The organism is Microcoleus sp. N3A4 (assembly GCF_036701805.1).
Classification (GTDB): domain Bacteria; phylum Cyanobacteriota; class Cyanobacteriia; order Cyanobacteriales; family Microcoleaceae; genus Microcoleus.
Map to the genome: position 1 here is coordinate 1 of NZ_JAUBRJ010000004.1, position 12236 is coordinate 12236.

7 protein-coding genes are annotated in these 12236 nt (G+C 51.8%); 3 read left to right on the forward strand and 4 right to left on the reverse strand.

What is annotated here, in order from left to right; genetic code table 11:
- Nucleotides 1-382: 382 nt before the first annotated feature.
- A complete protein-coding gene (locus QUA56_RS03535) occupies nucleotides 383-1081 on the forward strand; it encodes a rhomboid family intramembrane serine protease (RefSeq protein ID WP_333353297.1) in 699 nt (232 codons plus the stop codon).
- 344 nt (nucleotides 1082-1425) lie between these two features.
- On the opposite strand, the gene QUA56_RS03540 is transcribed toward QUA56_RS03535, so the two are convergent.
- Nucleotides 1426-4143 carry an Ig-like domain-containing protein gene (locus QUA56_RS03540; protein WP_333353300.1) on the reverse strand — a complete coding sequence of 906 codons (2718 nt, stop codon included), beginning with the start codon at nucleotides 4141-4143 and terminating at the stop codon, nucleotides 1426-1428.
- Between QUA56_RS03540 and QUA56_RS03545 the strand changes: the two genes are divergently transcribed.
- Nucleotides 4115-4462, forward strand: coding sequence for a hypothetical protein (locus QUA56_RS03545; RefSeq protein WP_333353302.1), 348 nt, complete (start codon nucleotides 4115-4117; stop codon nucleotides 4460-4462). The two genes, QUA56_RS03540 and QUA56_RS03545, sit on opposite strands and share 29 nt — an antisense overlap.
- Here QUA56_RS03545 and QUA56_RS03550 read toward each other — a convergent pair.
- Nucleotides 4455-7754, reverse strand: coding sequence for an Ig-like domain-containing protein (locus tag QUA56_RS03550; protein WP_333353305.1), 3300 nt, complete (start codon nucleotides 7752-7754; stop codon nucleotides 4455-4457). The two genes, QUA56_RS03545 and QUA56_RS03550, sit on opposite strands and share 8 nt — an antisense overlap.
- A gap of 407 nt (nucleotides 7755-8161) precedes the next feature.
- Nucleotides 8162-10384 (reverse strand): recombinase family protein, encoded by a 2223-nt coding sequence (locus tag QUA56_RS03555; protein ID WP_333353308.1) that lies wholly within the window; start codon nucleotides 10382-10384, stop codon nucleotides 8162-8164.
- Nucleotides 10385-10436: 52 nt separating this feature from the next.
- On the opposite strand from QUA56_RS03555, the gene QUA56_RS03560 reads away from it, so the two are divergent.
- A complete protein-coding gene (locus QUA56_RS03560; protein ID WP_333353311.1) occupies nucleotides 10437-11798 on the forward strand; it encodes a proton extrusion protein PcxA in 1362 nt (453 codons plus the stop codon).
- Nucleotides 11799-11873: 75 nt separating this feature from the next.
- On the opposite strand, the gene QUA56_RS03565 is transcribed toward QUA56_RS03560, so the two are convergent.
- The gene (locus QUA56_RS03565) at nucleotides 11874-12026 is read right to left on the reverse strand and encodes a hypothetical protein (protein WP_333353314.1); all 153 of its coding nucleotides are present in this window, start codon (nucleotides 12024-12026) and stop codon (nucleotides 11874-11876) included.
- Nucleotides 12027-12236 lie beyond the last annotated feature (210 nt).

The window sequence follows — 12236 nt, forward strand, 5'->3', positions numbered from 1 at the left end:
TGTTGGGCTTGGGCCCTCTTAGTCTGGCTGGTTATGTAAGCTGTCAGTCATACCTCATCTTTTTGAGAAAGGCTATAAATTCCGGTTGCATCCGAATTAATATAACCCGAAATCAGGACACGGCAGTGCCGTGTCCCTACAATTGATCGCGGTAGGGACACGGCACTGCCGTGTCCTCTATATCATAAGGAGTGCAACCGGAATTGATATTATTTACGGCCATCCCGACAACAGGTAAATTCTACACACAATCAACAACAAACAACTGACTAATAACAACTAATAACTAATAACTAATAACTTCTTCCTTCCGACAGGAGACAGCTTCGCGATAAATGCGCTATCCTGTTGCCAATATTTTGATGTTGAGGAGAAAAAAGCTGTGGTTCCCTTACGCGACGACAATCCCATTAGTACCACTCCCTACGTTACCTACGGACTGATTGCTGCAAACATATTAGTATTTCTGTACGAACTCTCCTTGGGCGATCGACAATTAACCCAATTTTTCTACTCTTGGGCCGTAGTTCCTTGCCAGTTAAGCAATATGTGTCGGGTAGCGCTGCCAGTTTCGCCATTTCCCGAATGGACGACACTAATTAGCTCCCAATTCCTGCACGCAGGCTTTCTCCACATTGCCGGAAATATGTTATTTCTGTGGATTTTTGGCAACAACGTAGAAGACCGTTTAGGACACGTCAAATTTATAATATTTTACCTTACTTGTGGCGTTTTAGCATCACTAACTCAGTGGTTTTTTTCCTCAGCATCTGCCATTCCGTCTCTGGGTGCTAGCGGCGCGATCGCAGGCGTGATGGGAGCTTACATTCTCAGATATCCCCAAGCCAAAGTTCTGACACTGCTGCCCTTGGGAATCTTTATTACCACCGTCAGAGTCCCCGCTTTCTTCTTTCTAGGATTTTGGTTTGCACAGCAAGCATTGAGCGGCCTGGCTTCCTTGAATGCCCCGGCAAGTGTCGGCATGGAATCCGGGGGAGTTGCCTACTGGGCCCACGCGGGCGGCTTTGTTTTCGGCGCTATTCTCGGCCCTTTATTGGGACTTTTTTCTGAGGAAAATTAGATTTAGTTTGTTGACAGTTGATAGTTGACAGTTGTCCGTTGTCCGTTGTTGGTTGTCAACTATAGCAGTCTTAAATCAGTCGCAAATTGATCGAGACTAGAATCCTTTGTAGTGCGAGCATCTTTCTCGCGTATGGTGCAAGCAAATCATTTAGGATTGCTATATCATATCAATTCCGGCTGCGCCGGAATGATATAGAGGACACGGCAGTGCCGTTTCCCTACCGCGATCAATTGTAGGGACACGGCACTGCCGTGTCCTCCGTTTATATCATTCCGATGCTAACGGATTTGATATCAACTATCAACTATCAACGGACAACTATCAACTGTCAACTATCAACTCTAGATAAACGTGAAGTCAAATCCAGACAGAGAAGTAACCCCAGTTACACCATTTAATTTCGCAAAAATGCGAGAATCGCCGCCGGTGACATTATTACCATTGCCGTCATAAATGATGTAAGTATTGCCGCCGGAATCGTAGGCAAACAAGAAAGCAGTTCCTCCCAGAATATTTGCAGAAACAGTTGTCTGCACATTCAGCAAAACTTGACTGCCATTGCTGAGATTGGGGAATCCCGGGGCAAAATTAAACTGATCGGCGATCGGCACACCGAGGCCGTTAAAATCAGTAATCACATCGTATCCGCCCGCCGCGATCGCAGCATCGATCGCCGCCGAAGAAGCCGCATCAAACGCCAGCCCACCTTCCGCAGGACTGGTATAGCGGAATTGATTGCTGCCGCCGCCCCCCGTCATGGTATCTGCCCCCGGGCCGCCTACGAGCACGTCGTTATCCAAACCGCCGTTAATCGTATCGTTACCGCCTTGACCGTCAACAGTATCGCTGCCCAGCAAACCGTTGAAATTGTCCGGCAAAGAACCCCCAATCAACTTGTTAGGGCCGCTATCTGCCGGCAAGATTTGAACGGTGACAGTACCTACGCCCGGAATTGTCCCGAATCCGTCGCTGACGCTGTATGTAAAAGCAGTTGTACCCGCTACGTTGCCGGGAATAAACTGCACCTGAGAGACAAGATTTACAGCTATCCCCAGTTGCGGTGTGCTGACATTGATAATGTTGAGCGGCCCTTTTTGCGGGCTGGAATCGTTCGCCAGTACGTCGATGAAAGTGGGCAGCAAATTATTCGTATTTGTAAATACGATGCCGTCATCGACAACAATCGGCGACAGGATAGTTGGAACAGTTACGGAGGTATCGAAAGAGTTGATGTTAATCGCCACTGACGCTGCTGCCGTCCCGCCTTGGTCGTCAGCTACGCTGTAGCTGAAAGAACCCGCTTGCCCGATCGCATTAGTTGCAGGTTTAAATGTCAGCCCGAGTAAATCCTGAACGGTTAACTTTTGGTTCAGGGCGATCGGGTTCGTACCCGTAATTACCTGACCGAAAGTAGGATTGGGAAGTCCTACTACCGCGATCGACAGCGGCTGGCCCTCCGGGTCGCTGGGCGCCGAAATGCTCAGAGACAGAGGCAAATTCTGCAAACCAGTCAGCGTTTTACCAGTTTCCACGATCGGCGGCTCGTTAGGAGTCGGAGATGTAAAACCGGGCGGAGTCGGCCCCCCGCCGAACGGCGGAGGAGTTGGGGTTGTCGCAGTTGGAGTCGGGACTATCGAAGGACTCGGACTCGGAGTTGTCCCGCCCGCAGTCGGAGTCGGACTCGGACTCGGAACCTGTGTCGGCAATGTCCCCGGCGACGGAGTTGGACTCACAGTTGTCCCCGGTGAAGGAGTTGGACTCACAGTTGTCCCCGGCGTCGGTGATGGAGTTGGAGTCGGTGCCGGAGTTGGAGTCGGTGCCGGAGTCGGAGTCGGTGCCGGAGTTGGAGTCGGTGCCGGAGTTGGAGTCGGTGCCGGAGTCGGAGTCGGTGCCGGAGTTGGAGTCGGTGCCGGAGTTGGAGAAGGACTTGTCCCCGTCGGTGTCGGCGTCCCCGTCGGTGTCGGAGAAGGACTTGTCCCCGTCGGTGTCGGAGAAGGACTTGTCCCCGTCGGTGTCGGAGAAGGACTTGTCCCCGTCGGTGTCGGAGAAGGACTTGTCCCTTGAATGGTGAAGGGATTGTCGTCTACGCGGGGTATTTGAGCTGTAGTGAACCGAGATTCATCTAGCGAGTTCGATCGAACATCAATCAACACCGCCAAAAATTCCCCAGTTTGTCTGTCCCTAATAATCGTGTTGCTAGAATTCGAGCCTTGACCTTGGAATATTTCTAACTCTGTAAAGTTCAAACCTCCAGCCAGACCGATCGAATCTCCAGCCTTAAAATCTCTAATTAAATCAGCATCGCCGATTTCGCGGCCGCCAGTAGTGAGAAACCCGTTGCCTGCAGGCGACGTGCCCACCCTACCGAGAACAAAGATATCCGATCCGTCGCCTCCTGTCAGAGTATCAGACCCGCGATCGCCCGAAATAATATCATCCCCAGCATCTCCAGACAGAGAATCATTGCCGTCGCTGCCGAAGATCAGATCGTCACCCTCGCCACCGTCACCAGTATCGTTACCAACACCGCCGGTGATGACATCCCCGCCCTCCTGGCCCAACAAAATATCATTGCCCGCAGCGCCGATCAGGCAGTCATTACCCGTGTCACCAAAAACAGTGTCACTGCCCTTGTCGCCAAAAATCAGGTCGTCCTCCCCACCTCCGCGCAGACAGTCATTGCCTTTACCGCCGTACAGCGTGTCGTTGCCTTCAGAACCCAAGACAATATCGTTGCCCTGGTCGCCAAAAGCTACGTCGTTGCCCACCTCGCCAGAAACCAAGTCATCGCCTTTGCCACCCCGCGCCGTGTCATTGCCGCTCCCGCCCTCAACGATATCTTTACCAGCACCGCCGTTGAGAGAATCGTTACCGTCATCGCCCTTGACTATATCGTCCCCGTCCCGACTCAGAAGCGTGTCGTCGCCGCCACCCCCGGAAATCGTGTCATTGAACAAGCTACCGATTAAATAATTATTCCCATCATTTCCGACAACTAAGCCATCGACAAAAACTGGCTCTGGGGGAGGTGTGGGAACTGTCAGAGTTGGCCGCGGCACGGGCGTGATCGAAATCGCCGGGCCCGTCCCCGTCATTGTTGTCGAAGTCCCCGTCATCGTTGTCGAAGTCCCCGTCATCGTTGTCGAAGTCCCCGTCGAAGTCCCCGTCATCGTTGTCGAAGTCCCCGTCATTGTTGTCGAAGTCCCCGTCATCGTTGTCGAAGTCCCCGTCATTGTTGTCGAAGTCCCCGTCATTGTTGTCGAAGTCCCCGGCGACGGCGTAGGCGATGTCTCCGGTTGGATAATAATATTTAGCGGTACTGCACTCGGCATTGTTTCGACTCCTTGCGACGCTACTCAAAAACTAACTACTAAATAAACTTAAAGTCAGAGGCAGTAATGACGGTGCTCAGAGCTCCCGGCACTGTAGGAATAGAATTCAAAACTGCCAAATCGAAAGCCGGCAGACTGTCATCTGCCACATTTGGATCGAACCCGAGAACGTACTTGTTAAAAGTATTGTTCAGGTACACGAAGAAAGCTCCCGTTTGGCTCGAACCGTTTTGATTCTTCAACACTGCATTTACTGCTTGAGCGTTATCAAATTTAGATTCAAACAAAATGACTTCTTGCTTGCTAATGTTGTCGCCGCTAGACCCGATATTCCTGACGATAAAACTGCTGAAATCGTTAGTAGTTCCCGAGTTGGTTAAACCGGCGAAATTTGACGACCTGAACAAGAATCTGTCGGTACCGCTGCCGCTGGCGTTAAAGTCAGCAATCACGTCCACGCCTTCGCTGGGAGTTTCGTAGTAGAAGAAATCATCGCCAGCATCGCCCGTGAGCAAGTCAGAACCGCCCCCGCCGCCCAAAATGTCATTGCCCGCACCGCCGGAAAGCGAGTCGTTGTCATCCCCGCCCAACACCAAGTCGTTGCCGAAGGCGCCGCTGAGACAGTCGCTGCCGCCGCCGCCGTCGAGAGTGTCGTCGCCCGCTTCGCCGAACAGCGAGTCGCTGCCGCCCTCGCCTAACACGTAGTCGTTGCCCGCACCTCCGAGTGCCGTGTCGTTGCCTTCTCCACCCAAAATCGTGTCTTCGCTGTCGCCGCCCGAGAGAGAATCGTTATTGATACCGCCGTCGAGCAAGTCTCTGCCGATGCTGCCGTCGAGAATGTCGTCCCCTGCACCGCCGTCGAGAGTGTCGTCGCCAATGCCACCCAATAAGGTGTCGAGCCCGGTTCCTCCAAGTATGGAGTCCTCGCCGGATTCTCCCAATATCGAGTCATTGCCTGTGCCGCCGTCAATGGTGTCGCCGTTGTCACCGCCTAAAACGATGTCATTGTCATTGCCACCAAACATCAGGTCGTTGCCCAGTCCGCCGATGAGCGAGTCTATGCCGTCTCCGCCGTCGATGGTGTCGTTGCCCAGTCCGCCGTCGATGGTGTCGTTGCCTGTCGAACCCAGCACCGAGTCGTTCCCTGCCTCACCGAATTCGAGGTCGTCGCCGCCCCTGCCGTCGATGATGTCGTTGCCGTCGCCCCCAGAGAGGGTATCGTTGCCGGCCCCGCCGATGATGAAGTCGCTAAGGTTGCTGCCTGTAAAGCTGCTGGCGGGGAGTTGGGTACGATCGACAATATTATCTACAACGGTGATGCTGAAAGATATCGGTTCGAGAGTTGCAGACCCGTCGGAGGCTGTAAACGTGAAACTGTCGTTGCCGCCAGCCGCCAGCAAGTTGTATTTGACGATGTTGTTGTTGATATCGTCTTGGGTGAATTTGCTGCCGACGTTGAGAAAGGTGCCGCCCCTTTGGACAAAACCTCTGGTAGCGTCGGGGGCTTGGGTAATCGTGTAAACGATTTCCGACGGCGAGTTGTCGTTATCTGTTACCAACAAATCGGCGGCGGTGATTGTCTGGGTAGGAGCACTTTTGGCAACCACCACACCCTGGTTAATTACTAGCTGCGGCGGGCTGCTGACGTTGATGGTTACTACCGCCTGACTTGTGCCGCCGTTGCCGTCTGAGATCGAGTAGCTGAAGCTGTCAGTACCCGAGAAGCCGGCATTCGGGGTGTATGTGAATACGCCGCCGCCTAGGGGAACCAGACTCCCCTTGGCTGGTGGAGTAAAAGTCGTGACAGTCAGAGCGTTCTTGTCCGGGTCAGTGTCGTTGAACAGAACGTTGAGACTGAGTTGTTGACCCGCAACCGTGGTGAAGTTGTCGTCAACTGCTCTTGGAGGCTGATTGGGGAAGGTCGTCGGACTGGGTGTCGGGAATATCGGTGTCGGCGTCGGACTTGCTGTCGGCGTCGGGAACGTCGGTGTCGGCGTCGGACTTGCTGTCGGCGTCGGGAACGTCGGCGTCGGACTCGGTGTTGGCGTCGGACTTGCTGTCGGCGTCGGTGTCGGACTGTCTGTCGGCGTCGGTGTCGGACTTGCTGTCGGAGTCGGCGTCGGCGTCGGACTCGGACTCGGCGTCGGCAGGGGGAGCGGGGTGGCGCTGCCGGGAACTGTCGGGGCAATTACAAATGAGCTTCGCCCCAGGGTTCTGCTGTCCACTCCGGGCAATACTGCTAAAAAGTCTCCGCTGACGCCGTTGCGAATAATCGTGCTGCCGGCTTTGGTGTCGGTGCTTTGGAAGATTACCAAATCTTCAAACTTGAGGTCGCCGCTCAACCCGATCGAATCTTCGCCTTGGCGAAAGTCTGTGAAAATGTCGGCATCGGCGATATCGGGGCCGCCTGTGGTGAAAAATGCCGGGTTAGTGCCGTTGCTGCTGCCGCTGGGGGAACTGAAGGCACCGATGACAAAGACATCTCTGCCTTCGCCTCCTGCCACTACGTCTTTGCCTGCTTCGCCCCAAATAACGTCGTTGCCAGCACCGGCGTCCACGATGTCGTCGCCGTCACCGCCGAATACGATGTCGTCGCCGTCGCCGGCAAAAATTGTGTCCCCCCCGGCGTTTCCGTATAGCCAGTCGCCTCCTTCGTTGCCAAATAGCAAGTCTTCGCCGTCGCCGCCGAAGAGCGAGTCGTTACCTTGGTCGCCCCACACGATGTCGTCGCCTCGATCGCCCAAAAAGCTGTCGTCGCCAGACCCGCCACGCAAGCTGTCGCTGCCTTTGCCGCCGTAAGCCGTGTCTCTCCCTTCGCCTCCGATTACCGTGTCGTTGCCGTCATTTCCGTACAGCAGGTCGGGGTTATTTCCCCCGTCGAGGGAGTCGTTGTTTTTGCCTCCGTACAGGGTATCGAGTCCTGAGCCACCATCGAGAACGTCGTTGCCGGGCCCGCCGAACAACACATCGTCATCGTCGTTGCCAAATATTAAATCATCGCCGTCGGCTCCTTGCAGGTTGTCGTTGCCTTGCAGCCCGGAAATCACGTCGGGGCCGATACTGCCAACTAAGGAGTCGTTGGTGTCTGTGCCGCGGACTACGCCGCCGATGATTGCAGGCGACGTACCTTGCCCTCCGCCCAATGTGTCGTCTATGCCGCCAAATGTGTCGTCACCGGAGGGAGTGGGAGTTCCCGTCGGAGTTGGAGTTGGAGTTGGTGTTGGAGTTGGAGTTGGAGTTGGTGTCGGCGTCGGTTCTGGAGTTGGCGTCGGTTCTGGTGTTGGTGTCGGTTCTGGTGTTGGTGTTGGTATAATTACTACTGGCACTGCACTTGGCATTATTTTGGCTCCTTTAAACGACGATTCCTGTTGACTTTAAGAACTGATAACAATCAGTTTCTTGCCAAAATTTTGGCTTTAAGTTGATTAATAAGTATGTCAACCTAATTTAACGTAAAACGATCTCGCTGTTCGATCCCCGACTTCTTTAAGCCTGCGGGTATCTCGGTATTCTGTTTTAGCCGTTGCTCACTTAAGCCCGCTCATTTCTAACATACTCACTCAAATTTGCTATGGCTATAGGCATTTTTTAACCTGGCATTTTTGACTTATCAAAATATTAATGATTGCACGTTTTGATGCCTGTTTTGGGTACACTTTAACATCGCCTCAGCCCAAACAGGATTTGCATTCATGTTTTTTTTACTCTGACGAATGTCTTATACATAAGTTCCTTCAAAAGCCTTCTACCTTGCAACCACCGATGACCTCTGGTAAGCAACAGAACTGTGAATTAGGGGCATCATAGGCCCAGTTTGCTCTTGTCCGTTGACGGCTAGTTCGCTGTGGCAAAGGTAAAGCACGGAACAGCGACTTAACAAATCTAGCAGGATTCGCCGCAGCCGCTGTTGGTCGGCTGCGGTTTCGTCTTCGGTTTGCCAGGGACGCCCCAGTTGCGATCGCAAAAATAAGGGAGCCCCAAACAATGTCGCCGCACCGCCGCTCAGCCACAGGGGCGAGCCGGCATCCAGCCAAAAGTGCCATTTGTGGGCGCGGCGGCTGCTGCGGTACTGAAAGATGTTGGCGAGGGTGACGGCTCTGGCTGCTGGGCCTTCTGGACTGACTGGAAAGGGGTTGGCGGTGACGGTTCCTTGGCGCAACAACTGGATGAACCGGGCGATCGTTTCTGAGTCGCCGCCGTTTGTTGGTTCTACGCGCTGCATTCGCCCGTGGATTTCCCAGTAGTGGGTGGCGGTTTCCATTAACTCGCGCAGGGCTGCTAGCCGATCGTAGGGCAGGTATCTGTCGTTCATGAGAAACTTCTGGATCGCTCGATCGAGCAGGGCAATTGGACTCGGCAACAGCCGCTCCTGCTGTTGCGAACGCTGTTGTTCGATCCACTCCACAATCTGCTCGTAGGCCCCGGCGGCTCGGTGTCCGAGTCTGTCCCACCGGGGAAAGGCTGTAATTGGCAGCAATTGAGGTCGATCGATATCTGGACAAAAACAGTGATCGGCGATTAAACCTGCTCTCACTTGGTCGATCGATTTTTGATTTTGGATTTGAGATTTTAGACTGAACGTGGGGTTGGAATCTTCTGTTTCCAATGAACGGTGTTTTTGGCTGCCCAACACTACCAGCATTTCGGCTGCGCCGTCTCGATCGACTAAACGGCCTAGTCCCGGATAAACTAACGCTAACAAAGTCAGCAAAGCTCGAATCTCTGGGGTAGTCGATAGGGGACGCTGATCGTTGAGAGATACGGCGGCAATATTATCTCGCGCCAGAATTTCCGTTAAACTGTAACGGGCGATCGCATCCATCCCCGGGGCAATTACGGCGATTTCCTGCGGTTCCACGGCTTGTGACTTCACCGCATCCGCGATGATTTCGGCGGTTTCTCGCAGCAGTTGAGCCCTGGAAGTGGTTTGGAGCGATCGAACCGATCCGGGCAAACTCAAGCCTAAAGGATAAAAACCCTCAGCATTAACTGCTAAACTTACCGCTAAATCCCCAATTTCTGGGGCTAAACCGGTTTTTGCGTCCAGTTTTTCCACGCTTTGACAGCGGCTTTCGAGTCCGGCCAGGTATTCCGTGTCAGCCCCCAAACCCAAACGCACTCCTCCATCTGGATTGTAGGAGAACGCCCCCGCCGCACCTTGGTCGAGCATTCGATCGAACAAATGGCGGCAGATCGCCGGATAATCGTCAATATCATCTGCGATGACAGCTTGGTATCTAGAGGCCAAATGCTGCTGGTAAGTGCCATCCTGCAACAAATAACGCCAGTAGAGTTCGCAAACAATCCCGTAAGTCAGCAGCCCCCGCGTCAAGCACCATTCCCGCCACCTTTCGAGCAACTCTCCCGTGCTACTCCACAGGTGGTTCGAGCCGCCCTCCCCAGCCAATCCCTGTTCTAGAATGCTGGGAATTTCTTCTCTCGGCGTACCGCTGACAGCAGCCAGTTGCAATAAGTCTAGAGTGCGACGCACCATTCGGTTTGGACTTACCCCTGTTTGTTGCAAAATGCCTTCGTCTAGTTCGCGACGCCAGAGTCTCGCGGCAAGTTCCAATTCTGTTTCAGGTTGCAGCCGCAGGGGAAATTGAGCCCTCAAATCCAGCGACTGAACTAGCAGCGGCCAAAATAGCAATACCTCCTGCTCAAAAAAACCGAAGGGTGTTGTTGAGTGAAAGGTATATTTTCCTTGGGTAGCTACGGCGATGCGATCGGCTAATTCCAGCCGATTGTCCCCATTAGCTGCTAAGACTAAAATTGCTGGGGCAGTTTGTCCCGCCCGCCGCCGCCCGGAACCCCGGAACCCTGAAACTGTTGCGGGCAGAGGCTTGACAGTTTTGCTCCAAATGCAGAACTGCTCGACTAAACGAGCGGTTTTGCCGCTGCGGGCGGCTCCGACAATCCAAATTGAATCCTCGCGGGCGGTTCCCAATTTATGTAAATTTGTTACCATACCGTGAATACTTTAATCACTAATGTCTACAGCCAACTAACCAGCTTTAGCTATGAATACTTCTCCCTGGGACAGGATTGTAAAATATCTCTACAGCGCTCACCAATGGTATCGAGAAACGCCTGACAGGGCCCTAGAACAGGCTTACGATGCTGCGTTAGCAATTAAGGCGCTCGAAGACGAGCATTTTGGCGGTCAAGGAATCTCGGATCGATCGGGAGATTACGGACATAGCACCCTGTCTTACTTTAAATCCGAACTGCAAAAATACCTCAAGGTCATCCAAACCAGAATGGTTGAGTTTAATGCTAGCCGTTCTTTTTTGGAACTGCCGGAGCGCGTGGGGGCAAAACCGAAGCCGGAACACAGCGCGGATCGTCACCAGCACGGATTAGGTCTTGACAATAAAGATCGAGCATCCCTTGTATTTGAGAAGCTAGAGTTTATTGATGGAGTCATCGATAAGTATATTAATAATAGTAAATCTACTGCCATTGTCCCGGTAGTCAGTTCGCTAAATGTGCAGGTGAAATCTACAAATAGCAGCTCTCAAAATGACGCAAATAAAGGTTCAGCTAATTTTGTTCAAATTCATGATGGTGAGGTTGACACTAACTATGAAGAAGTAAATTTATTACCGCGCTCGCTTTTGGGAACTTTGAATCGAATTACTAAAGATTTAGACCCGGGAGCTGAAAAAGAAGTAGTCAAGAATTTTCGCAATTCCAAAGTAAAAACAATTATTTCTCTGAGATTTATTTTGCTTTTGATTTTAGTTCCGCTGTTGGCGAATCAAATTTCCAAAAACTTTATAGTCGGGCCAGTAATTGACCATTTTAGGGTCAAGCAAAATGCTCCCGTATTCATAAATGTTGACATGGAAGAAGAAGCCTTCAAAGAACTGGAGAGATTTGAGCAGCACCTCAAATTTGAAGTGTTAATTGGCAGGGCTCCGTCGCTTTCTTTAGAGGAAAGGGAAAATAAGATTGCCGAGAAAGCAGTTGAGCTAGCGGAGGAATACCGCACTGAAAGTGGTGGAGCTATTAAAAATGTTTTTGCCGATTTGATTTCCTGCATTGCCTTTGCGGCGATTATCGTCACTAACAAGAAAGAGATTGAGATTTTAAAGTCTTTCATGGACGATGTGGTTTACGGTCTCAGCGACAGTGCTAAGGCTTTTGTAATTATTTTGTTTACGGACGTGTTTGTCGGATTTCACTCGCCTCACGGTTGGGAAATAATTCTCGAAGGTTTATCGAGGCATTTGGGGCTGCCAGAAAATAGGCAGTTTATATTTCTGTTCATTGCGACTTTTCCAGTTATCTTGGATACAGTATTTAAGTATTGGATATTTCGCTATTTAAACCGGAGTTCACCTTCGGCAGTTGCTACTTACAAGAATATGAACGAATAATCGGCAGATGTGGGAAGCAGGAGAACTACAACAAAGAACCGAATTGGAGTCTGACCCAAACTAAACTTGGAAGTTTCACAAACGAAGAAGTTGGAATAAAAATTTAACTTGAAGAAGTGCGATCGCCTCATTCAAATAATTCTCGATGGACATAAGACAACCTTGAGCGATCGCCATACGGTTCGGATCGGCAGGGGATTCAGGGGAAGAAAAAGAGTTATTGAACAATAATTTTTTCTCTCCCTGCTTTCCTCAACTGATAACTTTCTGAACCGAACCGTATGGCGATCGCCCCGACTCAAAGGTCTAGCATACGTTGGCTGATTCCGAATTGCCTGCATCTGTTCTGATTCCCGTTCCATTGCGCGGGTAAACTCTTTACCTCAAGACAGTAAAAGATGTCAAATAGGTTCTATATATGTTTACCTACTTATATAC

What these genes read in the sequence shown, in the direction of transcription:
- QUA56_RS03560 (WP_333353311.1), top strand. Translation starts at nt 10,437, where the DNA reads ATGAATACTTCTCCCTGGGACAGGATTGTAAAATATCTCTACAGCGCT.
- QUA56_RS03555 (WP_333353308.1), bottom strand. Translation starts at nt 10,384, where the DNA reads ATGGTAACAAATTTACATAAATTGGGAACCGCCCGCGAGGATTCAATT.
- QUA56_RS03550 (WP_333353305.1), bottom strand. Translation starts at nt 7,754, where the DNA reads ATGCCAAGTGCAGTGCCAGTAGTAATTATACCAACACCAACACCAGAA.